The sequence below is a fragment of the Stenotrophomonas maltophilia genome (assembly GCF_047782825.1).
In the GTDB taxonomy this organism is placed as follows: domain Bacteria; phylum Pseudomonadota; class Gammaproteobacteria; order Xanthomonadales; family Xanthomonadaceae; genus Stenotrophomonas.
In genome coordinates this window covers 3,548,932-3,570,953 of record NZ_CP180589.1, presented here as the reverse complement: position 1 = coordinate 3,570,953, position 22,022 = coordinate 3,548,932, and the positions used below count along the sequence as shown (strand labels likewise).

The following is a 22,022-nucleotide window of genomic DNA, read 5'->3' as shown; positions in this document are numbered from 1 at the left end:
TGCCAATCACCGGGCAGATTCGCCCACGCACGTCCCCGTTCTCATTTCATGAGTCCTGCGGGGCGCAGAATGTGGCTCTGTACTCCAGCTCCATTCGGATTGAGTAGACTCACTGCCATGGGTATCGCCTTGCCAGCACGGGACAGCCTCGGCGTCGGTCTCTATTCCTACGCCGATGCCGCGCGCTTCATTGGTGGCAGCTCATCGGAACTGCGCCGGTGGCTGAAGGGCTACCAGGGCCGGAAGCACGGGAATCCGGAAGCCCACCCTCCCCTGTGGAAGTCGCAATGGGCCGATTCAGAGATCGATGGCATTGGCTTTCGCGATCTGATCGAGCTGCGCTTCGTCCGCACATTCGTCGCATGTGGCGTGCCACTCAACCTGGTACGGCGAACCATCGTAGAGCTGAACGAGCGGCTCGGTAAGGAGTACCCCTTCACCAGCACCAGCTTCAAGACCGATGGGCGCCGCATTTTCATGGAGCTCGTGGGCGACAGCGGCGATGCCGCCCTGGTGGATGTGGTGAAGCGCCAGGACGTGATGCGCAAGGTCATCGCACCTTCACTGCGTGACGGCATCGAACTGGGCATCGATGATCGTGCCGAACGATGGTTTCCACTGAAGGGCTCCCGCGCGGTGGTGTTTGATCCCCAGCGCAGTTTTGGTCAGCCCATCCTTTCCGAATCGGGCGTTCCTACCATCGCCATTGTTGAGGCGCTGCGCGCCGAAGGTGGCGACGAGCGTCGCGTGGCCAAGCTGTATGACCTGCCTCTGACTGCGGTGAAGAAAGCACTGCAGTTCGAGAATCGAGCCGCGCCTTGAAGGCGCAGATCGATGAGAATCTTCCGCCCGCGCTGGCTCGGGCCATCGACGCCATTGCAGGAACGTACCAGCACGAAGTCTGCCACGTAAGGGAGTTCGTGAAGCCCGGCACGACCGACCTCGAGCTCTTCGAAGCGGCCACCCAGCGTGGCATCCGCGTGCATGTTACCCAGGATCATCATCATCGCAGGCCTGCAGAGCGCGAGGCCATCGCACGCCTCGGCCTGACTGTATTCGTGCTGGCCAAGGGTTGGAGCACGTTCAACCACTACGAGCGCGCAGCGCGTCTTCTGGAGTGGTGGCCAAAGATGATGCAGCAGGCCGAACTCGTGCAACCGGGTGCAATGTTCCGCGTACCGCATGCCAGGGCGTCCGGGGGACGGCTGACGCAGATCAAGGTGTCGCGGTAACGGCTTGCCATTGCAGGGCAAAAACGCCGGGCAGTGCCCGGCGTTGTGTTCAAACCAGTCGAGCATGGCTCGACTCTACAAGTACGGGTCAATACCTGCCGTCAAACGCAAAAATCGGCTTGCGCTGCTTCCACGCACCAGCAGTAAAGTCCGGGAACTCCAGCGTCTGGAAACTGTTGGCGATCGACTGCTCGCTCAACGGCGTGATCGCGCTCCACGTCACCGCGTCGTAGATGTCGATCGGCATCGGCGCCTTGGCCTTCAGTGCTTCCACGAAGGCATGGATGACGAACCAGTCCATGCCGCCGTGGCCTGCACTGGCGGCGGTGTCGGCATTCTGCTTCCACAGCGGGTGTTCGTACTGGTCCTGGTAGGTCTTGAACTCTTCCCACTGGTGCGGCGGGCTGCGGCCTTCGATGTGGATCGAATGGTTCACGTCCATCCACAGGCCCTTGGTGCCCTGCACGCGGAAGCCCATCGAGTACGGCCGCGGCAGCGAGGTGTCGTGCTGCAGCAGGATGGTTTCGCCGTTCTCGCAGGCCAGGGTGGTGGTTACGATGTCGCCCAGCTTGAACTTCACCTTGGTGCTTGGGTGCGTGGTGCCGCCGCTCTTGGCCACGGTGTAATCGTGCAGGCCACGCGCCTTGGTGGCGAAGGCGTTGATGTGGGTGAAGCGGTTGCCGCGGTTGATGCCGGTGTACATCGCGCACGGGCCGATGCCGTGGCTGGGGTACAGCTCGCCGTTGCGCTGCACCGAATGCTCGGTGCGCCAGCGTGCTTCGCTCCAGCCCTTGGGGCCGAATTCCACGCCGCTGTCGTAGGGCTGGTTGGGGTCGCCGGAGTTGAACTTCACCCCGCGCAGGTCGTGCTGGTAGCCGGCCTGCAGGTGCACCAGTTCGCCGAACAGGCCCTGCCGCACCATCTGCAGTGCGGCCATCACGTCGCGGCGGTAGCAGACGTTTTCCAGCAGCATGTACGGCGTGCCGGTGTTGAGCTGGGTCTTCAGCACGTCCCAGTGGTCCTGCAGGGTGATGCCGGCCACCACTTCGCAGCCCACCGCCACGCCGGCCTGCATGGCGGCAATCGCCATCGGCGCGTGGTATTCCCACGGCGTGGCGATGACCACGCCATCGATGCCCTTCTGTTCCAGCAGGCGCTTCCAGGCGTTGCTGTCGCGGTCCTGGCCATAGGCCTTCGGCGCGGGCTTGCCGGCCTTGGCCACCATGTCCATGGCACGGCCGAGCATGATCGGTTCGATGTCGCACAGGGCGACCACCTCCACGTCGTCGCGCCGCACCAGTTCCTTCAGCAGCACCAGGCCACGCATGCCGGTGCCGATCAGGGCCAGGCGGACCTTGCGGCCCCGCGCCCAGGCGGGGGTCTGCGGCAGCAGGCTGCTGGCGGCGACGGCGGCACTGGCCGCGATGAACTCCCTACGCTTCATGGCAAACACTCTCCTCTCGAAGGCGCGCCGACCGCAGCCGGCGTGCCAGGTCACACGAACGGAATTACTTGAACCGGTAGCCGACAGTCACACTGTAGCCGCGGCCGAAGATGGTGGCGTAATCGCTGGAATCGCCCAGGAAGCTGTTCGGATCGTAGAACGGCAGGCGGTCGAACAGGTTCTTGACGGTGAAGCTGAGGTTCCAGGCATCATCCGGGCGCCAGGTGACGCTCAGGTTGGCCGTCCACCACGACGGGGCGCCATCGCACTTGCTCTCTTCCAGCGCCAGGTAGCCGGCGGTGCAGGTTTCCTTGTTGTTGTCCACTTCATCCACGCGGTCGCGGGCCCACTTGGTGCCCCCCACGTAGTTGACGAACATGCTGGTGGTCACCTGCTTGTAGGTCCAGTCGGCGTTGAGCGTGGCGCGCAGGCGCGGGTTGTTGTAGTAGCCCACCACATCGCCGTAGTACCAGCCGTTTTCCGCATCCATGTAGTAGCGGTTGCGGTTGGCGATGGTGGCGGCCAGGCCCACGTTCAGCCCGCCCCATTCACCCAGCGAGAAGCGGCTGCGCGCGTCCACGTCGAAGCCGTCGACCAGGGTCTTGCCGCGGTTCTTGTACTGGCCTACCACGCTGGCCACATTGCCCACGCTGTAGCCGGGCAGCACCGAGGGGCAGCTCACGCCGCTGGCCGGGTCGGCGCACATCGCCGCCAGCTGGGCCAGGTTGGCGCGGTCGCTGTCGGTGATGGGCGAACGGGTGGAGGAGATGATGTCGGTGTCCTTGGTGAAGTCGGGCGCGACGATCTCGTTGTCACGGTAGATGAACCAGTAGTCGGCCGACACCGACAGCCAGCTGGCCGGCTCGTAGACGAAGCCCAGGGTGGCGATCTTGGCCTTTTCCGGCTTCAGGTCCTGGTTGGGCTGGGTCATGCGGGCCACGGTGCGGCTGCAGTCCACGTTGGCCAGGCTCTTGCCCAGATCCACATCACCGGCACGGCGCGACTGCCGCAGCAGGTCGGCAATGGCGTTGGTCTCGGCGCAGCGTACTTCGTCGCGGTAGCCGCCCAGCTGGGCGAACACACCCCCGCTGCCGGACTCGGCCAGGCTGGGCGCACGGAAGCCGGTGGAATAGGTACCGCGCAGCATCAGCTGGTCGAACGCCTGGTACTTGAAGCCGATCTTCGGTGCGACGTTGGCGCTGAAGTTCGGGTACTTGTCCACGCGCACGGCGGCGTCCAGTTCCAGCTTGTCGGTGATCGGCGCCACCGTCTCTGCAAACAGCGCATAGGTGTTGCGGGCACCGTCGAACCACGAACCACCCTGCTGGGTGATCAGGCCGGCGGCGGCATCGGCGTTGCCGGGGGTATAGAAGGTTTCGCGGCTGGCGTTGAAGCCGAAGGCCGCGCGCATCTCGCCGGCGGGCAGCTGGAACAGCGGGCCTTCGATCTTGCCGTCCAGGGTGTGCAGGCGGGTCCAGGACTGGATGTCGAAGGTGGGGAACGCTTCGCGGATCAGCGCACCGTTGGCTTCGCTGATCTGGCCGAACTTGTACGCCGGGTGGTCGGAAATGATGACCCGGCCGGTGCCCGGATCCACCGTGTACGGACCGAAGGCCTTCTCGAAGCCCTTCAGGTTGACGTTGATGGTCTGGTAGGTGGTGGAGTGCGTGCCCGCGGTGGCGAAGGCGGTTTCCCAGTTCCAGTCACCGAAATTGCCACGCGCACCGGTCAGCACGCGGTAGCTCTTGTCGGTGTTGCGCTGGCCGAAGTAGTTGGCGCCGGCATCCTGCAGCAGGTACTGCAGGCCCACCACGCCGCCCATCATGGCCTTCAGTTCGGGGCTGGCATGGTTGTATTCGTTGTTCGGGCCCAGGTACGGGTACAGGAACTGGTTGACCGTGGTGCCGGTGTTGCGCGAGAACCAGCTGGTGGGGTTGCCGGTGGTGGTGCCGTAGGTGCGCGGGGTGCCGCCGTTGGCACGCAGGTCGATGTCGGTGTAGGTGGCTTCGGCGAAGATCTCGGTGCTGTCGCCCACCAGGAAGGTGCCGTTGAGGTAGGCGGTGTTGCGCTCGGACTTGGCGCCGGCATCGATCTCGTTGTTCATCCAGGTTTCCCAGACACAACGCGGGCCGGCCGCTTCGCCCTGCAGCACGTTCTGGCACCCCGGTGCGGCTTCCTGCACGCGGCGGCCGGTGACCGGATCGAAGGCGAAGTAGCTGCCCGGGTTGAACTGGCCCGGCTTGCTGCCCACGCCCAGGCGCAGGTTGGTCAGGTAGTTGGGGTTGTTGACGTAGTACTGGCTGGGCCGCTTGTCGTAGAAATCGCTGAGCGGAATCGCATCGCGGCGGTACATGTTCACCGCGCCGTAGATGTTGAAGCGGTTTTCGGTCAGGTCGCCGAAGCCGGCGGTGATGCTGGCCTGGCGCTCGCCATAGGAATCGATGCGCGAGGAGGTGTCATTGGTGAAGTTGATCTCCGCGCCCTGGAAGTTGCGCTTGGTGATCACGTTGATCACGCCGGCCACCGCATCTGTGCCGTACACCGCCGAGGCGCCGTCGGTCAGCACTTCCATACGTTCAATGGCCGCGGCCGGAATCGCATCGATGTTGACGAACTGGGTCTGGAAGCCCGCCGGTGCGCCGTAGTACGACAGGCGGCGGCCGTTCAACAGCACCAGCGTGCCCTGCGCCCCCAGGCCACGCAGGTTGGCCTGCGATGCGCCGTCCGAACCAGTGAACAGCGAACGCGAATCCTGCTGCGCCGGCCGTGCGGCCGGCAGGTTGTCCAGCACCTGCAGCAGCGTGCGCGCACCCATGTTCTGGATGTCCTGCTTGCTGATCACCTGCACCGGCGAGGCGGTTTCAACGTCGGTACGGCGGATGTTGGAACCGGTGACCTCGATGCGGGCCAGATCGGTGGCCTTGTCCTTGCTGTCCTGGGCGGCAGCAGGCAGGGCGATGGACAGCAGTACGCCGGCGATGGCCAGCGACAGCGGGGCGATGGAACGACAGGGCGGACGGGGGTGGCGTGCGGGCAACATCGGGGTTCTCTCCTGGCAGGGGTGCGGCGCGGGTGGGCGGCGCGAAAGCGATTGGCGGGCAAAACGCTCCCGGGCCACGGCTCTGGAGCCGTAGTCGGAATGGGCGGGGGAGGAGCGGTGTTACGTAGGGGTCATGGGGCGACGATGCTGGCGGAGTCGCCCTCCTGGCCGATCAGCACGGCGTTGGCCCAGTTGGCGCAGACCTGGGCGGGTTGGCTGCCCTGCGCACCCAGCGTGCGCAGGCTCAGGGTGGAAAGGCCGCGGATGTCCAGCTCCGGCTTGACCACACCGGGTGCCTTCACCAGGCCGCTGTCGTACAGCAGGCGGCCATCACCCCAGACCTGGAACTGCAGGCCCCCGGCGCTGCGGCAGGCATCATCGATGCCCAGATCCGCGCGCAGCAGGTTCCAGCCGCCCTGCAGGCGCAGGTCGATGCGGCTGCTGGCGCCCACGCCCAGGCCACGGCGGAACTGCAGGCCGTTCATGCGCAGGCCGGCGTCGCCACGGAAGGACCGGTCGGCGCGCACCTGGCTGGCCAGCGCGGCCGGCACCGGCAGCTCGGAGAGATACTGCTGCCGGGCCGGTCGCTCCGGTTCCTGGTGTTCAAGAATGTGGAAGGTGGACAGGGCAATCGGGCCCACGTCGCGCGGCTGCAGCGCATCGAAAGCGCGGGCACTGCCCTGTGCGGCGGTGACCATCGGGTCGGTGCTGCTGGCGCCGTCGCCTTCGGGGTTCTGCACGCTCAGCACGCGGAAGCGCAGCAGGCGCCCGGCATGGGCCGGGAAGTCGATGCGCTGCACGCCCTCTTTCAACTGCAGGCGGCCACGCGCGATCGGTTCGCCCCATTCGCCGTTGCTGTCGCCCAGGTAGATTTCATAGTCGCGCACCTGGCCGTGCTTCCAGTTCTTGTCGTTGCGCGGTGCGATCTCGATACTGTCGATCATCTTCCGCTCGCCGAACCCGACCACCCACTCGTGGGCGCCGGTGCGTACGGCCTGGTTGCGCACGCTGCGGAACCAGGTGTTGGGATCATCATCGAAGGCGTTTTCCAGCGCGTGGCCCGGTTCTTCGGCCGGGCGGTTGACCACCAGCAGGCTGTCGGCCGGCAGTTCGCGGCCCAGCACCGGTGCGGCCGGGAAGGCATCGTCGGCGGCCGCGGCGGCCACGGCGAAGTCCAGCTGCAGCTGCAGTGGCTGGCGGATGTCCTGCGTGGCCGTGCGCACATGCAGGGTGCCGCGGCGCTCCTTGGCATCGAAGTACCAGCCTTCGCTGGCAGCGTTGAACGCCGCCGCATCGGCCAGCGCAGGCAGCGCGCGGCCAGCGGCCTGCACCGCACGCGGCGCCTGCCGGCTGAGCACGCGCAGGCCGTAGCGTCGCTGCGCCAGCTGGCCGTTGTAGCTGCCCTGCACCGCGTCGATCTGCACCTGCACCGGGCCAGTGCCCTGCGCCGGCGCCTGCACACGGATCACCTGCGTGCTCGACTCGCCCTGCTGGTAGCGGCGGGTGTTGCCATCATCTTCGTACAGCGTGTACTGCGAATCACCCTGCGGGTACAGGTCGAAGGTCACTTCATCGAGAGGTTTCTCGCCGTCGAACAGCATCGACGGGTACATCGGCAGGATCGCACCGGCACGCACGAACACCGGCAGCGTGGCCAGGTCCACCTGGCGGTCCAGCTGGCGGCCATCGGCGGCGGCCTGCACGCGGCGGCCATCCCAGTAGTCGATCCAGCCGCCGGCGGGCAGGTGGATGTCGCGGCGCCAACCACGGCTGGCGGCCTGGCTGCGGTACACCGGTGCAACCAGCAGGTCGCGGCCGAGCAGGAACTGGTACTTGTAGGTTTCATCCTGCGCGTGCGGATCGCGCGGGTTGTCCCACATCAGGCCACGCACCGGCGGTGCACCGGTCTGTGCGGCCTCATGCACCAGCCCATACATGTACGGGGTCAGGCGCATCTTCAACTTCAGGTAATCGCGGTTGATGCTGCGGTAGGGCTCGTCGTACCACCACGGGTGCTTGCGCGCATTCGACGACCAGCCGCTCATGCCCATCAGCACCGGGGTGAACGCCTTCCACTGCAGGTCGCGGGTGAAGGTCTCGGCGCTGCCGCCGAAGATCGCATCCACATCGCCGCTGGCATAGGCCATGCCGGACAGACCGGAGCCGACCAGGGTCGGCACGTGCCAGCGGATGTAATCCCAGCTGCTGCTCTGGTCACCGGTCCAGGCCACGGCATAGCGCTGGATGCCGGCCCAGCCCATCACCGTCCACAGGAACGGGCGCGAATCGGAATTGTCGAGGATGCCGTTGAAGGCCTGGCGGTTGGCATCCATCGCGAACTGATAGCCCTTGCCGGTCCAGGCCACGTCCAGTTTCTGCACGCGGGTGCCGGCCTTGCCCACTTCCCAGGCGATCTTGTCGACGCCGTTCTCGGTCCACAGGCCGGTGCGGAAGCCATATTTCGCCAGGCCCTGCACGGTCTCCGGCAGCTTCTGGTAGCCGCAGCCGTAGCCATCGTTGGGCAGGATCCAGCCGCCGGGCATGTCGTGTTCGCGGTACTGCCTGGCCACGCTGTCGATCACATCGGGCGTGGTGCCGGTGGGGCCATCGCTCCAGCCTTCGGGCACCGTGCCGGGCTTCTTGCGGTTGTCAGCGTCGTTGTAGCAGTCGGCATCGCCGTAGGAGAGCGCCCAGCGCGCGACCATGTTCGGGCGGCCGGTCAGCTGGGTGTAGCGCTCGATCAGCTTGGGCAGATCGGCACCGACAAAGTAGTAGGCGTCGAAACGGTCTTCGCGGTGCAGCAGGGTGGCCTGGTCGCTCTGGCGCAGATCGTAGCTGCCATCGCTCCAGGTGTTGCGCAGCATGCCCCAGCCGCGGCTGCTGAGCAGCATCGGCGCCGGGCTGGGGCGATCGCCCTCTTCCCAGCCGCCGGAGTAGGACACCTCCAGCTCGCGGCCCTTGAACTGGTAGCGGCCGTTCTGCTGCCCGCCGCCGAAGTAGCCTTCATCAGCCTGCGAAGAAAGCACCTGCACGCTCTGCGTGGCGTCCAGATCCAGCGGCTGCAGTTCCTGCCACAGCGCGGTGGGCTGGCCGTTGTCCAGCCGCTCCAGGCGCAGGCGCAGCGGCTGGCGCTGCACGTGCAGCACCAGCGCAGCGGTACGCACGCGGATCTCCTGTGCGTCTTCTTCCAGCTGCGCCTGCACGTTCGTCTTGGGCTGCGGCAGCACGATGGGCGCGGCCTTGTCGCCGGCACCGGTCAGGGTGCCCTTGCGGCCGGCCTGCACACGGATGATGTCGGTGGCGGGCAGTTCGATGCGGATGCGCGCGCCGCTGTCGGTCTGCAGGTCCCAGCCCTGCACGCCGTCACGGCTGTCGCTGGCGCTGACCGAACGCAGGTTGCCGACCGGCTCGGCCTGGGCCGATGTCGCAACCAGCATCAATGCCGGCAGCAGGGCCAGCAGCAGCGGCGAGCGACGAATGCGGTTCTCCACACGAACTCCCAACCCGTTCACCGGGCGTTTCGAAAGCAGTTGCGGCCGACTCTAGGGCAGTGATTCGAAAGATGTCAATAAACTGAAAGGAAAAAGGAAGATATATTTTATTAAAACGAAAGTTGTTGCGGCGCAATACTTTGTGTAAGCGCTTGCAACCCCCTGTTAAGCATTGTGCGATACGGCATTCGCTCCGTTCTTGCGTTTCGCGAACGGGCTCATCCGTGGGAAAGCCGGCCCAGCAATATCTTTCTTTTTACTTTCGATGTTTGACATTTCGAAAGAAAACGATGATGGTGCGCTGGCCCAACTGGAACCTCCGAATGGACGTCACCCTGCTTTCCGATGTGTCCGCCTGGCAGCGCCGGGGCGGAGCCGATACCGCTACCGAAATTGCCCAGCAACCCGCGCTGTGGGAAGCCTTGGCGCAGGACCTGTCGCGTGCCCGCGACCGCCTGCAGGCCTTCCTCGGCGACAGCCTGAACGACCCCAACCAGCGCGTGCTGTTCACCGGCGCCGGCAGCTCCGGCTTCATCGCCGAAATGGTGGCCGATGCGATCAATGCGCAGTGGCCGGCCGAGGTGCGCGTGGTGCATACCACCAGCCTGCTGACCCACCCGGCGCTGTACCTGCAGCGCGACCGCCCCACCCTGCTGGTGTCATTCGGCCGCAGCGGTTCCAGCCCGGAAAGCGTGGCCGCGGTGGACCGCGTGCGCGCCGATGTGGCTGATGCGCGCTTCCTGGACATCACCTGCAACGCCGATGGCGAACTGGCCCGCCGTGGCGCCGGCCGCAGCGATACCTGCACCCTGCTGATGCCCTCGGCCAGCTGCGACCGCGCGTTCGCGATGACCAGCAGCCTGACCTGCATGCTGCTGGCCGCGCTGACCGTGTTCGACCGTTCGCCGTGGGATGCGCGCGTGGCGCGCCTGAAGCAGATTGCCGCGCTGGCCCGCGAAGGCCTGGCGCAGTGGGATGCCCCGGTCGCCGCGCTGGCGCAGCGCCCGTTCAACCGGGTGATCTATCTGGCCAGTGGCCCGCTGGAAGCGCTGGCCCGCGAATGCGCATTGAAGGTGCTGGAGCTGACCGCCGGCCGCGTGCTGGCCCTGGCCAATACGCCGCTGGGCTTCCGCCACGGCCCCAAATCCACGCTGGACAGCGACACCCTGGTGGTCGTGCTGCGCAGCGTGCAGCCGCTGGCGCGCCGCTACGAACAGGATCTGCTGGAAGAACTGCGCCGCGACGGCGTGGCCGGGCAGGTGCTGGCGATCGGCCCGCATGCAGATATCGGCGCCGAGGATGACCATACCCTCAGCGTGCCGGTGCTTGAACCGGCACTGGACGATCCGTGGCTGGCACCGGTGTGGCTGGGCTTCGCGCAGTTGTTTGCGCTGCAGCGCTCGGCCGCACTGGGCCTGACCCCGGACAACCCGTTCCCGGACGGCACCGTCAACCGCGTCGTCCAGGGCGTCACCATCCACCATGGCTGAGCTGATCGCCCACGCCTGCTACGGCATCGACATCGGCGGCACCAAGATCGAGCTGGTGGCGTGCGATGCGGCGATGCAGGTCACCTGGCGCCGCCGCGTGGCCACCCCACAAGGTGACTACGACGGCTTCCTGCAGGCGGTGGTGGCGCTGGTGGCCGAGGCCGATGCTGCGCTGGGTCGCAGTGATGCGGCCATCGGCATCGCCCTGCCCGGCGTGCGTGACCGCCGCAGTGGCCGCCAGCTGAGCGCGAACGTGCCGGCCCTGACCGGCCAGTGCGTGGCGCAGGATCTGCAGGCACGCCTGCAGCGCCCGCTGCACTTCGGCAACGACCTGCAGTGCTTCGCCTTGTCCGAGGCGCACGGCGGTGCTGCCGACGGCTACCCCAGCATGTTCGGCGCCATCCTCGGCACCGGTGCCGGTGGCGGCTTCTGCCTGCAGGGCCGCCTGCTGTCCGGCTTCAACGGCCTGGCTGGCGAATGGGGCCATTGGAGCGTGCCTGGCCACCTGCTGCAGCGCCACGGCCTGCCCCTGCTGGACTGCGGCTGCGGCCTGCAGGGCTGCGTGGAGCGCTACGTGTCCGGCAGTGGCGTGGCGATGATCGAACGCCACCTAGGCGGCAGCGCGCGCGATGCCAGCGCGGTGATCGCCCTGGCCGAGGCGGGTGATGCCCGTGCCGTGCAGGCGCTGGACATCCACCGCGACCTGCTGGGCCACAGCCTGGCCGCACTGGTGCTGGCGCTGGACCCGCACGTGATCGTGCTGGGCGGTGGCCTGTCGCAGTACGCGCCGCTGTACCAGCAACTGCCGGCCGCCATCGCCGCGCATCTGTTCAACGGCGTGCAGGTACCGCCCATCGTGCCGCCGCGCTTCGGCGATGCCGGCGGTGCACGCGGTGCCGCCCTGCTCGCCTGCCAACCCTCGTTTTCCTGATCGACCGGAGCCTGACCATGTCCCCGCTGCAGACCCTGCTTGCTTCCCACCGCGCCGGTGCCAATGTTGGCCTGTACAGCGTCTGCTGCAGCAACGAACAGGTGCTGCGCGCAGCCATGCACCTGGCGCTGGCGCACGGCACCGTGCTGTTGATCGAGGCGACGTCCAACCAGGTCGACCAGTTCGGCGGTTACACCGGCATGACCCCGCCGCAGTACCGCGACTACGTCGGCGCGCTGGCCGATGAAGAAGGCTTCCCGCGCGAGCGGCTGATCCTCGGTGGCGATCACCTCGGCCCCAATGCCTGGCAGAAGCGCCCGGCCGCCGAGGCGATGGCCCATGCGCGCGTGCTGATCGAGGCCTATGTGGCTGCGGGCTTCCACAAGATCCACCTGGACTGCAGCATGTCCTGCGCCGATGACCCGGTGCCGCTGCCCGATGCCATCGTTGCCGCGCGCTCGGCCGAGCTGGCCGAAATCGCCGAGCGCACCGCCACCGGACACGGCCTGCCGCCGCCGGTCTATGTCATCGGCACCGAAGTGCCGGTGCCCGGTGGCGAAGCCTCGCTGGCCGGCGGCCTGCAGGTGACCACGCCGGCCGCCGCCGCGCAGACCCTGGCCATCCACCAGCAGGCCTTCGATACGCCGCAGCTGCGCGATGCCTGGCAGCGCGTGATCGCCATGGTGGTGCAGCCCGGCGTGGATTTCGACCACAGCAGCGTGCACGAATACGACCCGGCCGCCGCCAGTGCGCTGGCCGATTTCCTCGAACAGCAGCCGCGCATCGTGTTCGAGGCGCATTCCACCGATTACCAGCGCGAAAGCGGCCTGCACGCGCTGGTGCGCGACCACTTCGCCATCCTCAAGGTGGGCCCGGCGGCGACGTTCGCCTACCGCGAGGCGCTGTTCGCGCTGGCCGCCATCGAAGCCGAACTGCTGCCGGACGCGCAGTGCTCGCGCCTGCCGCAGGTGCTGGACGAGGTGATGCAGGCGCAGCCGAAGTACTGGCAGCCGTATTACCAGGGCGACGAGGCCGAGCTGCGCCTGCTGCGCCGCTTCTCCTTCAGCGACCGCTGCCGCTACTACTGGGGCGAGCCGGCATTGCTGCAGGCGGTGCAGACCCTGTTCGCCAACCTGGAACAGCAGGCGCCGCCGCTGGTGCTGCTCAGCCAGTACCTGCCCGAGCAGTACCGCGCCGTGCGCGAAGGCGCCCTGGCCAATACCCCCAGCGCGCTGGTGCAGCACCGCATCGGCCAGTGCCTGGGCGAATACGCCCGCGCCTGCAGCGCCAACCAGGCCGGCACCCGCAAGCAGAACGAAAGTTCGGCTGCCACCGTTCTTGCGAACGGCTAATCTCTACCTTTCCCGACGAAACCGAGAGATGGCCATGCGCAACACCCGCTCCCGCCGGCAACAGATCCTGCAGCTGCTGATCGAGCATGGCTCGGTGCAGGTGGCCGATCTGGTCGAGCGCTTCGGCGTGTCGGCGGTGACGATCCGGGCCGACCTGACCCACTTCGAAGCGCAGGGCCTGGCCACCCGCACCCACGGCGGCGCCACCCTGGTGCGCACCCCGCCGCAGGAGCAGGACATCCACGAAAAGGATGCGCTGAACCTGCCGCTGAAGGAATCCATCGGCACCGCCGCCGCGCGCCTGGTGCAGGCCGGCGACAACATCATCATCGACTCCGGCTCGACCACGATGACCCTGGCCCGCCACCTGCGCGGCCATCGCGACGTGACGGTGATGACCAACGGCCTGAACATCGCCTGGGAACTGGCCAACGCGCCGGGCATCACCGTACTGCTGACCGGTGGCCTGCTGCGCCAGCAGTCGCTCTCGCTGCAGGGCAGCCAGGCCGAAGCCAGCCTCAATTCCTACAGCTTCGACACCCTGTTCCTGGGCGTGGACGGCCTGGACCTGCAGTTCGGCCTGACCACCCATGACGAAGCCGAAGCGCGCCTCAACCACCGCATGGTCGAGCGCGCACGCCGCATCGTGGTGCTCACCGACGCCTCCAAGTTCGGCCGCGTCAGCCTGCACCGCATCGCCCGCTTGGACCAGATCCACGCCATCATCACCGACGCTGGCATCGACGATGCCACCCGCGAGGGGCTGCAGCGGCTGGGCATCGAAGTGATCATCGCCGAGACACCGCCATGACCGACACCCGCAGCCTGCACGGCCGCATCCTCACCCCGCTCGGCTGGCGCCGTGGCCACGTCCATTTCGATGCGCAGGTGCGCCAGCTGCAGGTGGATGACCACAGCGGCGCCGACGACCTGCAGCTGCCGGTGATCCTGCCCGGCTTCATCGACCTGCACGTGCATGGCGCGGCCGGCGTGGACCTGATGCAGGGCGGCGACGTGGCCCGCACCATCGCCCGCACCCATCTGCGTTTCGGCACCACCACCCTGCTGGCGACCACCATGACCGCCGGCCTGGATGAAATCGAGCATGCGCTGCAGGGCGTAGCCGCCGCCATGGCCGCCCCCGATGCCGACGCGGCCAGCATTGCCGGCGTACATCTGGAAGGCCCCTTCATCAGCCCGCAGCGGCTGGGCGCGCAGCCCAACCGGACGATCGAGGCGACGCTGGCCCTGGTGCAGCAGCTGCACGCGCTGGCACCGATCCGGGTGATGACGCTGGCGCCGGAAATCGGCGAGCACACCGCGCTGATTCCCGCGCTGTCGGCGATGGGCATCCGCGTGCAGCTGGGCCACAGCGCCGGCACCTACGAAGAAGGCGTGGCCGCACTGCAGGCCGGTGCCTCCGGCTTCACCCATCTGTTCAACGGCATGACCGGCGTCGATCACTATCGCCCGGGAATCGCCGCGGCCGCGCTGGCGCATGCGCAGTACGCCGAAATCATTCCCGACCTGCAGCACATCCACCCCGGTGTGATCCGCCTGGCCGCGCGCGCGATTCCGCGCCTGTACGCAGTGACCGATGCCACCGCTGCCACCGGCATGCCCGATGGCGAATACGCACTGGGCGAACAGCGCGTGCACAAGTGTGGCGGCTGCGTGCGCCTGGCCACCGGTTCGCTGGCCGGCAGTGCGCTGACCATGGACCAGGCACTGCGCAACCTGGTGCAGGTGGGCCTGGATCTGGCCGATGCCTCGCAACGCGTTTCCACCTTCCCCGCCGACTACCTGGGCCTGGGCGATCGCGGCCGCATCGCGCCCGACGCCCGCGCCGACCTGGTGGTGCTCGATGCCGGGCTGCGCCTGCAGCAGGTGGTGGTCGGCGGGCACCTGGTTGACCTCAACGCTGCACACGCCTGACATACCGCCGCTCGCAACAACCGAAAACGTCTGACGTACCGCCTTTCGTAGAGTCGAGCTTGCTCGACTGCTCTGCCATGCCGTGCATGCTCAGTCGAGCAAGCTCGACGCTACGAAAGCAATCCGCACCGAAACGCCTCCTGGGAACCTGTCGATGACTGCACGCACCGCCCCGCGCTGGCCCGTACGCTACCTGCTCTTCATCGGCGGCCTGGGTGGCCTGCTGTACGGCATCGACATCGGCATCATCGCCGGCGCCCTGCCCTATCTGGAGGCCACCGCCAGCCATGCCTGGCAGCTCAGCAGCCAGCAGCTCGGCTTCGTGGTCGCCGCCGTGCTGCTGGGCAGCGTGTTGTCCTCGCTGTTCGCCGGCCTGGTGGCCGACCTGATCGGCCGCCGCGGCGCCATGCTGCTGGCCGGCCTGCTGTTCACCGCCTCCATTCCGGTCATGGCGCTGGCGTCGGGCTACACACCGCTGCTGCTGGGGCGCCTGCTACAGGGCATCAGCGGCGGCCTGATCGGCGTGGTGGTGCCGCTGTACCTGGCCGAAGTGCTCAGCCCGGAACGGCGCGGGCGCGGTGCGGCCATGTTCCAGCTGCTGCTGACCATCGGCCTGGTGCTGGCCGCGCTGATCGGCCTGTACCACGCGCACGCGGTGGATGCCGCCGCCGAAGCGGTGCGCTCGCTGCCGCTGGCGCAGCAGGCGCAGGAGCTGTTCACGGTGAAGGACCATGCCTGGCGCACCATCTTCTGGAGCTGCCTGGGGCCGGGCCTGCTGTTCTGCGCCGGCCTCTTCTGGCTGTCCGAATCACCGCGCTGGCTGGTGCAGCGCGGCCGCGTGGAGGATGCCCGCCGCAGCCTGCAGCGCGTGCTGCCCGCCGAGCAGGTCGAAGCCACCCTGGCGCAGATCCAGGCGCCGGAAACGAGCAGCCGGGATGGCCGCCGCGACCCGCTGCTGAGCCGCCGCTATGTGGTGCCCTTCCTGCTGGCCTGCGTGGTGCTGGCCTGCACCCAGGCCACCGGCATCAATTCGGTGCTGGCCTATGCGGTGAACATCCTCAACCAGGCGGGTCTGTCCGGTTCGCTGGCCAATGGTGCGGACGTGGCCATCAAGCTGCTCAACGCGGTGATGACCGTGGTTGCCCTGCTGCTGGTCGACCGCAAGGGCCGCAAGTTCCTGCTGATGCTGGGCAGCGGCGGCATCTGCGTGGCCCTGCTGGCAGCCGCCACGCTGTTCTTCCAGGCCGAACGCGGCCGCGCCGATGTGCAGCCGCAGCTGCAGGCGGCAGTGCGCGGTGATGGCCTGCAGCTGGTGCTGGACGATGGCCAGTGGCAGCGCCTGGCCGGCAGCACCGACAGCGAAGGCCGGCCGCTGCAGCTGACCGTCTCCTACGCCTATGGCGATTTCACCAATGTGCGCGCCCTGCGCAGCGACAACCTGGGCGACCGCGAGCTGCGCATCGAGCGCGCCGGCACCGTGCAGCCGGACAGCGTGATCGGCGCCTTCTTCCGCCGGCTGCACCTGAACCCCTTCGCCGATCCGGCCAGTGCCGCGCAGGCGCCGCTGCGCATCGAGCAGGCGCGCATCGGCCCGGTGCCGCCGCCGGCCCACGGCTGGGCGGTAGCGACCTGCATCCTGGTGTTCGTGGCCTTCTTCGCGGTGGGTCCCGGCGTCTGCGTATGGCTGGCACTGTCCGAACTGATGCCCAACCGCATCCGCTCCAACGGCATGAGCATCGCGCTGCTGATCAACCAGTTCGTATCCACCACCATCGCCGCCCTCTTCCTGCCCACGGTGGGCCACTACGGCTACGCCAGCATGTTCCTGTTCTGGGCCGGCTGCACCTTCGTGTTCTTCCTGGTGGCCGCCCTGTGGCTGCCGGAAACCAAGGGCAGGTCGCTGGAGGAAATCGAGGCACGCTTCGCGCGGTAGCGGTCGACCTTGGTCGACCTCCGCGCCGGCTACAGGGTTACGGGCTCGCCGCCTTCGGTCAGGTAGCGGGCGAAGGCCTGCACCTGCTCGGGCTCCTTGCCCGGCAGGGTGACCTGCATGCTCTGGCCAAACGCCCCGGCCACGTTGGCCAGGGTGAGCGCCTGGTCGTTGGCGCTCAGCACCACTTCCTTGCCCACCGCCGCCTCGGTGGCGCGCAGGATGCGCGGCACCGATTCCGGCTTGAAGGTCATGCTGATCACCGAAACCCCGTTGCCATCGAAGCTGGCCGCCACGTTCTGGATATCGGCATTGGTGAACACCGGCGGCTCGCGTACCGCCACCCTGCGCCCGTTGAATTCCAACGAGGGCGTGCCGTGCTGTGAGACCACGCGTAACTTGATCTGCACGCTGGCATGCGGTGGATGGTCTTCAGCGGTGACCGGTTCGGGCTTTCCGCAGCCGGACAGCACCAGGATGGCCGCCAGGCCCAGCCCTGCAATCTTCAACAACGCGGTACGCATCAACGCAGCCTCCGCAGCTTCAGCGCCACCAGGATCTGCAGTATCCCGTACAGCAGGCTGCCGATACCGATCCACAGCGTGGTGACCGCTACGCCGGCCAGCGGGTTGGCCGCGAACAGCAGGCCCAGCGCGATGGCCAGCGCGCCACTGAGTACCAGCAGCCACTCGCCGCGGATGTGCCTGCGCACACGCACGGCGAAGACGATGCGGTAGATGCCTGCCACCAGCAGCCATGCGGCCAGCAGCAGCACCAGTACACCGGCCGTGGCCAGCGGATTGATCACCGCCAGTGCACCAAACACCAGCGACGCCACCGCATACAGCAGCAGCCAGCCGCGCGGGGCGCCACCGCCACCGCGTATCAGGGCGAGCAGGCTGATCACCCCTTCGGCGATGGCCATCACGCCCAGCACCCAGGCCAGCGCGGTGGCCGCTGCCAGCGGCCAACCGATGGCGGTGATGCCGAAGCCCAGCGCAACCACGCCGTACAGCAGCAGGATCGGCCAACTGCGGCCGATGGCCGACAACAGGGGCGAGGGGGAAGATTCGGGAGACAGCATGACCACTCCTTCGATCAGGATCCGATTCCATCCTAGCGTTCAACGCGCACAGGCGGATGAAAGGCCCGCGACCCGACGCGCACGCCGCAGCAGGTGGCAGCGGTCACGGCACCCGCGCGCAGACCCACACCCGCACTTCCCGCGCACCCACCAGGCGCAGCGTCTCGGCGATCTCCAGCACGGTGCTGCCGGTGGTCATCACATCGTCCACTACGGTCAGCCGCAGCGGCACCGCGCCGCGTACCTCGAAGGCGTCGAACAGATTGTCGCGGCGCTGTTCGGCGGTGCGCTCTGACTGCGGGTCGGTATGGCGACGGCGGCGCAGGCCACGCCACACCGGCTGGTCCAGCAGCCGGCACAGTTCGGCGGCCTGGTTGTAGCCACGCTGGCGCAGGCGACGCAGGTGCAGCGGCACCGGTGCCAGCGGCGGGCACGACCACGGCGGCGGGTGGCGCTGCATCAACTGCGCCAGCAGCCGCCCGGCCGCAAGATCGTGGTGGAACTTGTAGCGCCGCAGCAGCGCGTCCACCGGCGGCAGGTACAACAGGCTGGCATGGGTGGCAGTCTGCGGCGGCGACTCGTCGCGGCAGATGCCGCAGACGGGCAGCGCCCCCTTGGGCAGCGGCAGCGCGCAGCGATGGCAGGCATAGCCGGACCATGGCAGTTCAGCCATGCAGGCACGGCACAGGTCCAGGCCATCGTGCCCGGGTTCGCTGCAGACCAGGCAGCGCAGTGGCAGCAGCAGACGCAGGGCGGACTGCAGCGGACCCGCAAGGAATGGGGAAAGGCGCATGCCGCAGCATTGCGGCGGCTGCGGGTGCAGGCCATCGGCCCTTCCCCCGCATAGGTGTCAGTGGATGTCTCTCAGTCGCCCAGCAGCCGGCGCCCGTAGGTCACGCCCAGCCAGGCGCCCGCCACCACCGCGAACAGACCGTAGAGGATGGCCGCCGCGTTCCAGTGCAGCACGTCCAGCAATGTCGCGATCGCCATGACGCGCAGCAGGTGATGGATGGCCAGCGACCACCAGAGGGCGTGCAGCGCTGCCGCCACCGCGAGGAATGCGTACCGCCGCACCACCACGCCCCCCAGAAGGGACAGGACGAAACCGATCAGGCCGGCGACCAGGTCGTGGGTGGTGATCCCGACGTTCACCTGCGCCGCCACCCCGATGAACAGCAGGTAGGAGATCAGACAGGTGGGGACGGCAACGATGCCGGCGGCCAGCAGCATGCGCAGCCCGATGCGTGGCTGGCGTCCGCGTACGTGGGGGGTGGTTGCCTTGCTCATGCCGGTGCGCCCTCCTGCGCCTGTGGCCCAGGGCCTGCCCTGGGCCTGCGCCCGGTCCACGGGGCGCTGCTACGCCGATGGTGTGGGCAATCGTGCCCGCCCGCAACTGCGGCTGCGCAGAATGGCGTGATCTGCACGCTGCAGCGCAGTCATTGCCGGATGCGTCGGGTCGCCGACTCCGGCGAAGCGCGCGGATACAGGGGGTCGCCGCCGGCCCCCGCACGCCGGCCGCCCGCAACCAGAGATCACCACGGCAAGATCCGGCTTTCCGCCCGTGCTGCCTGCGGCTTTCATCGCCGTGGCGCTGCACCCTCTTCAAGGACGCCCGCATGACCCATCCTGACTACCCCCATCTGCATGACGCCGTCGGTGATGCCCTGGCCGTGCTGCCTGCGCACGTGGCGGCCAGCCTTGAAGGCACGCTGCGCGCAGCGCATGAGCACCCAACGCCGGGCAGGGTGACCCTGCTGGGTGAACTGAAGCGTATCCGCAGCGAGACGACCGGCGGCGAACAGCCTTGGGCGGATGCCGACCTGCCACCGGCAAGACGCGCTGCCCTGGCCCGCGCCGACCGCGCCAGCACCGGCCTGCTGACCGTGCTGGACGCCCTGCACGCCGCCGAACACGCCCGCGCCAGCGGCGAACTGGATCCTGCGGTGGGCGATGGCGTGGTCAATGGCCTGCTGATGGCCAGCCGTGCCCTGGCTGCGCACGTGAACACACAGCTGCAACCGGACTGAGCGGCGCCGGGCCGGCGGTCAACAGCTGCCGTCGGCCAGCAGGCTGTGGCCAACCGGCGTCAGGGCGATTTCGCCTGCATCGCCATCGGTGGCGTAGCCCTCACCCAATGCCCAGTGCGTTTCCACGGGCGATATCACCTTGGCTGCGGCGATGGCACGCAGGACGGCGATCTGAACGTCGGTCAGGCTCATCTTCGTTCCCTCCACCAGCAGGCAGGGGGCGACGGTAGCAGTGCCGGCGTGAAGCCGGTCGCATCGATGGCCGGCTTCAGCCCCCGGCGGCCAGCAACCCCGGCATCACCTCGGCCAGCCAGTCGATGAACACCCGCAGGCGCTGGGTGACATGGCGGTTGTTCGGGTACACCACATGGAAGGGGTACGGCGCCGGGCGCCAGGCGTGCAGCACCTCCACCAGCGCCTTGCTGCGCAGCGCCGGGCCGGCCGCGTAGCCGAAGGTCTGCACCAGCCCCATGCCGGCGATGGCGACGGCCAGATGCGCGTTGCTTTCATTCACGCCGATGCGATGGTCGGTCTTGATCTCGAACGGGCCGTCGTCACCCCGGAAGCGGAAGGGCACGGCGCGCCCGTTGGACGGCAGCAGGTAGCTGACCAGCCGATGGCCGTTGCGCAGTTCCTCGGGGTAGGCCGGCACACCGTGGGCCTTCAGGTAGCCCGGGCTGGCACAGGTGACCAGGTGCGCATCGCCCAGGTGACGCGCGACCAGCGAGGAATCGTCCAGTGCGCCGCCGCGGATCACGCAGTCCACGTTTTCGCTGATCAGGTTCACCGCCCGATCGGACACGCCCAGTTCGATGCGGATATCCGGATAGCGGGCCATGAATTGTGGCAGCACGGGAATCAGTACATCGCGCGCGGTGGAACCACCGATGTCCACGCGCAGCAGGCCGCGTGGCGCGCCGCGTGCCGCGCTGAAAGAGGCATCGACATCCTCCAGGTCGCGCAGCAGGCGGCCGGCTTTCTCGTAGTACGCCTGGCCTTCGGCGGTGACCGCCACGCGCCGCGTGGTCCGCTGCAGCAGGCGCACGCCCAGATGCGCTTCCAGTTCGCGCACCAGCTTGCTCAACGAGGTGGTGGGCATGTCCAGCGAATCGGCGGCACGGGTGAAGCTGCCGGCTTCAACAACACGGGCGAAGGCGCGGATGGCAATGAGCTGGTTCATGCGCCAGATTATGCACAGACATGCATAGTCATTGTCATTGCGCATTATTTATCAGTGCTGCCAGCTCGCCCATCATTCTCCCACCCGCTGCCACCCTCCCCCGGCAGCCCTTACAGGAGAACACCATGAGCACTGATTTCAACGGCAAGATCGCCCTCGTCACCGGCGGCACCACCGGCATCGGCCTGGCCACCGCCCAGCACTTGGCCCGCCTGGGCGCGAAGGTCTTCGTCACCGGCCGCCGCCAACCGGAACTGGACGCGGCAGTGGCTGCCATCGGGCCGCAGGCCACCGGCATCCGCGCCGATGCCGCGCAGCCCAGCGACCTGGACGCGGTCTACGCGCAGATCGCCCGCCAGGCCGGCAAGCTGGACATCCTGTTCGCCAACGCCGGTGGCGGCGACATGCTGCCGCTGGGCGCGATCACCGAAGAACACTTCGACCGCATCTTCGCCACCAACGTGCGTGGCGTGCTGTTCACCGTGCAGAAGGCGCTGCCGCTGCTGGTCGATGGCGCGTCGGTCATCCTCACCGGCTCGACGGTTTCGATCCAGGGCACGGCCAACTTCAGCGTGTACAGCGCCAGCAAGGCCGCCGTGCGCAACTTCGCCCGCTCGTGGGCGCTGGACCTGAAGGACCGCCGCATCCGCGTGAACGTGGTCAGCCCCGGCCCGATCCGCACCCCGGGCCTGGGTGATCTGGTGCCCGACGAAGCACGCCAGGGCCTGTTCGATCACCTTGCCGCGCAGGTGCCGCTGGCTCGCCTGGGCGAACCGCAGGAAGTGGCCAACGCCGTGGCCTTCCTGGCCTCGGATGCGGCCAGCTTCGTCAACGGCATCGAGTTCTTCGTCGATGGCGGCATGGCCCAGGTGTGATGCACGGTGGC

General features: G+C 67.8%; 19 protein-coding genes. 10 read left to right on the top strand and 9 right to left on the bottom strand.

Features of this window, described 5'->3' with window-relative positions; genetic code table 11:
* The first annotated feature begins 117 nt into the window (after positions 1–117).
* Positions 118–822 (top strand): DUF433 domain-containing protein, encoded by a 705-nt coding sequence (locus ACM2ZB_RS16485; protein ID WP_049431914.1) that lies wholly within the window; start codon positions 118–120, stop codon positions 820–822.
* The gene (locus tag ACM2ZB_RS16480) at positions 819–1,232 is read left to right on the top strand and encodes a DUF5615 family PIN-like protein (protein ID WP_049431911.1); all 414 of its coding nucleotides are present in this window, start codon (positions 819–821) and stop codon (positions 1,230–1,232) included. Before ACM2ZB_RS16485 ends, ACM2ZB_RS16480 begins: the two co-directional genes overlap by 4 nt.
* Positions 1,233–1,320: 88 nt before the next feature.
* Here the strand turns inward: ACM2ZB_RS16480 and ACM2ZB_RS16475 are convergent, their stop codons facing one another.
* The 3 genes from ACM2ZB_RS16475 to ACM2ZB_RS16465 form a co-directional block, all read right to left on the bottom strand.
* On the bottom strand, positions 1,321–2,676 hold the full coding sequence (locus ACM2ZB_RS16475; protein WP_416056249.1) for a Gfo/Idh/MocA family protein: 1,356 nt from the start codon (positions 2,674–2,676) through the stop codon (positions 1,321–1,323).
* 64 nt (positions 2,677–2,740) lie between these two features.
* On the bottom strand, positions 2,741–5,716 hold the full coding sequence (locus ACM2ZB_RS16470; protein WP_416056248.1) for a TonB-dependent receptor: 2,976 nt from the start codon (positions 5,714–5,716) through the stop codon (positions 2,741–2,743).
* A gap of 131 nt (positions 5,717–5,847) precedes the next feature.
* Positions 5,848–9,207 (bottom strand): TIM-barrel domain-containing protein, encoded by a 3,360-nt coding sequence (locus ACM2ZB_RS16465; RefSeq protein ID WP_416056247.1) that lies wholly within the window; start codon positions 9,205–9,207, stop codon positions 5,848–5,850.
* A gap of 323 nt (positions 9,208–9,530) precedes the next feature.
* Here ACM2ZB_RS16465 and ACM2ZB_RS16460 point away from each other — a divergent pair, with 323 nt between their 5' ends.
* The 6 genes from ACM2ZB_RS16460 to ACM2ZB_RS16435 all read left to right on the top strand — a co-directional run bounded on the left by ACM2ZB_RS16460 (position 9,531) and on the right by ACM2ZB_RS16435 (position 16,848).
* Positions 9,531–10,697, top strand: a complete 1,167-nt coding sequence (locus ACM2ZB_RS16460; RefSeq protein WP_416056246.1) for an SIS domain-containing protein — start codon at positions 9,531–9,533, stop codon at positions 10,695–10,697.
* Complete coding sequence (locus tag ACM2ZB_RS16455) at positions 10,690–11,628, top strand: ROK family protein (RefSeq protein WP_416056245.1); 939 nt, start codon at positions 10,690–10,692, stop codon at positions 11,626–11,628. Before ACM2ZB_RS16460 ends, ACM2ZB_RS16455 begins: the two co-directional genes overlap by 8 nt.
* Before the next feature lie 17 nt (positions 11,629–11,645).
* Positions 11,646–12,980 carry a D-tagatose-bisphosphate aldolase, class II, non-catalytic subunit gene (locus ACM2ZB_RS16450; protein WP_416056244.1) on the top strand — a complete coding sequence of 445 codons (1,335 nt, stop codon included), beginning with the start codon at positions 11,646–11,648 and terminating at the stop codon, positions 12,978–12,980.
* Between the two features lie 34 nt (positions 12,981–13,014).
* The gene (locus ACM2ZB_RS16445) at positions 13,015–13,791 is read left to right on the top strand and encodes a DeoR family transcriptional regulator (RefSeq protein WP_313143266.1); all 777 of its coding nucleotides are present in this window, start codon (positions 13,015–13,017) and stop codon (positions 13,789–13,791) included.
* Positions 13,788–14,915: an N-acetylglucosamine-6-phosphate deacetylase gene (nagA, locus tag ACM2ZB_RS16440; protein WP_416056243.1), complete on the top strand. Its 1,128-nt coding sequence runs from the start codon at positions 13,788–13,790 to the stop codon at positions 14,913–14,915. Before ACM2ZB_RS16445 ends, nagA begins: the two co-directional genes overlap by 4 nt.
* Before the next feature lie 154 nt (positions 14,916–15,069).
* Positions 15,070–16,848, top strand: a complete 1,779-nt coding sequence (locus tag ACM2ZB_RS16435; RefSeq protein ID WP_416056242.1) for an MFS transporter — start codon at positions 15,070–15,072, stop codon at positions 16,846–16,848.
* A 29-nt stretch (positions 16,849–16,877) separates the two neighbouring features.
* On the opposite strand, the gene ACM2ZB_RS16430 is transcribed toward ACM2ZB_RS16435, so the two are convergent.
* The 4 genes from ACM2ZB_RS16430 to ACM2ZB_RS16415 form a co-directional block, all read right to left on the bottom strand.
* On the bottom strand, positions 16,878–17,369 hold the full coding sequence (locus tag ACM2ZB_RS16430) for a SecDF P1 head subdomain-containing protein (protein ID WP_416056241.1): 492 nt from the start codon (positions 17,367–17,369) through the stop codon (positions 16,878–16,880).
* Positions 17,369–17,929: an HdeD family acid-resistance protein gene (locus ACM2ZB_RS16425; protein WP_313436872.1), complete on the bottom strand. Its 561-nt coding sequence runs from the start codon at positions 17,927–17,929 to the stop codon at positions 17,369–17,371. Before ACM2ZB_RS16425 ends, ACM2ZB_RS16430 begins: the two co-directional genes overlap by 1 nt.
* Before the next feature lie 103 nt (positions 17,930–18,032).
* The gene (locus ACM2ZB_RS16420; protein WP_416056240.1) at positions 18,033–18,722 is read right to left on the bottom strand and encodes a ComF family protein; all 690 of its coding nucleotides are present in this window, start codon (positions 18,720–18,722) and stop codon (positions 18,033–18,035) included.
* Between the two features lie 71 nt (positions 18,723–18,793).
* Entirely contained in the window at positions 18,794–19,216 is a 423-nt protein-coding gene (locus ACM2ZB_RS16415; protein ID WP_416056239.1) for a hypothetical protein, read from the bottom strand.
* Positions 19,217–19,545: 329 nt separating this feature from the next.
* Here ACM2ZB_RS16415 and ACM2ZB_RS16410 point away from each other — a divergent pair, with 329 nt between their 5' ends.
* A complete protein-coding gene (locus tag ACM2ZB_RS16410; protein WP_416056238.1) occupies positions 19,546–19,956 on the top strand; it encodes a hypothetical protein in 411 nt (136 codons plus the stop codon).
* 18 nt (positions 19,957–19,974) lie between these two features.
* Here the strand turns inward: ACM2ZB_RS16410 and ACM2ZB_RS16405 are convergent, their stop codons facing one another.
* Together ACM2ZB_RS16405 and ACM2ZB_RS16400 are read right to left on the bottom strand one after the other, a co-directional pair.
* Positions 19,975–20,148 carry a hypothetical protein gene (locus ACM2ZB_RS16405; protein ID WP_416056237.1) on the bottom strand — a complete coding sequence of 58 codons (174 nt, stop codon included), beginning with the start codon at positions 20,146–20,148 and terminating at the stop codon, positions 19,975–19,977.
* 76 nt (positions 20,149–20,224) lie between these two features.
* On the bottom strand, positions 20,225–21,136 hold the full coding sequence (locus ACM2ZB_RS16400; RefSeq protein ID WP_416056236.1) for a LysR family transcriptional regulator: 912 nt from the start codon (positions 21,134–21,136) through the stop codon (positions 20,225–20,227).
* A gap of 125 nt (positions 21,137–21,261) precedes the next feature.
* Here ACM2ZB_RS16400 and ACM2ZB_RS16395 point away from each other — a divergent pair, with 125 nt between their 5' ends.
* Positions 21,262–22,011: an SDR family NAD(P)-dependent oxidoreductase gene (locus tag ACM2ZB_RS16395; RefSeq protein ID WP_416056235.1), complete on the top strand. Its 750-nt coding sequence runs from the start codon at positions 21,262–21,264 to the stop codon at positions 22,009–22,011.
* The last annotated feature ends 11 nt before the right edge of the window (positions 22,012–22,022 follow it).

Coding starts and splice junctions, on each gene's coding strand:
- ACM2ZB_RS16485 (WP_049431914.1), top strand. CDS start 118: ATGGGTATCGCCTTGCCAGCACGGGACAGCCTCGGCGTCGGTCTCTAT.
- ACM2ZB_RS16475 (WP_416056249.1), bottom strand. CDS start 2,676: ATGAAGCGTAGGGAGTTCATCGCGGCCAGTGCCGCCGTCGCCGCCAGC.
- ACM2ZB_RS16470 (WP_416056248.1), bottom strand. CDS start 5,716: ATGTTGCCCGCACGCCACCCCCGTCCGCCCTGTCGTTCCATCGCCCCG.
- ACM2ZB_RS16460 (WP_416056246.1), top strand. CDS start 9,531: ATGGACGTCACCCTGCTTTCCGATGTGTCCGCCTGGCAGCGCCGGGGC.
- ACM2ZB_RS16455 (WP_416056245.1), top strand. CDS start 10,690: ATGGCTGAGCTGATCGCCCACGCCTGCTACGGCATCGACATCGGCGGC.
- ACM2ZB_RS16450 (WP_416056244.1), top strand. CDS start 11,646: ATGTCCCCGCTGCAGACCCTGCTTGCTTCCCACCGCGCCGGTGCCAAT.
- ACM2ZB_RS16445 (WP_313143266.1), top strand. CDS start 13,015: ATGCGCAACACCCGCTCCCGCCGGCAACAGATCCTGCAGCTGCTGATC.
- nagA (WP_416056243.1), top strand. CDS start 13,788: ATGACCGACACCCGCAGCCTGCACGGCCGCATCCTCACCCCGCTCGGC.
- ACM2ZB_RS16435 (WP_416056242.1), top strand. CDS start 15,070: ATGACTGCACGCACCGCCCCGCGCTGGCCCGTACGCTACCTGCTCTTC.
- ACM2ZB_RS16430 (WP_416056241.1), bottom strand. CDS start 17,369: ATGCGTACCGCGTTGTTGAAGATTGCAGGGCTGGGCCTGGCGGCCATC.
- ACM2ZB_RS16425 (WP_313436872.1), bottom strand. CDS start 17,929: ATGCTGTCTCCCGAATCTTCCCCCTCGCCCCTGTTGTCGGCCATCGGC.
- ACM2ZB_RS16420 (WP_416056240.1), bottom strand. CDS start 18,722: ATGCGCCTTTCCCCATTCCTTGCGGGTCCGCTGCAGTCCGCCCTGCGT.
- ACM2ZB_RS16415 (WP_416056239.1), bottom strand. CDS start 19,216: ATGAGCAAGGCAACCACCCCCCACGTACGCGGACGCCAGCCACGCATC.
- ACM2ZB_RS16410 (WP_416056238.1), top strand. CDS start 19,546: ATGACCCATCCTGACTACCCCCATCTGCATGACGCCGTCGGTGATGCC.
- ACM2ZB_RS16405 (WP_416056237.1), bottom strand. CDS start 20,148: ATGAGCCTGACCGACGTTCAGATCGCCGTCCTGCGTGCCATCGCCGCA.
- ACM2ZB_RS16400 (WP_416056236.1), bottom strand. CDS start 21,136: ATGAACCAGCTCATTGCCATCCGCGCCTTCGCCCGTGTTGTTGAAGCC.
- ACM2ZB_RS16395 (WP_416056235.1), top strand. CDS start 21,262: ATGAGCACTGATTTCAACGGCAAGATCGCCCTCGTCACCGGCGGCACC.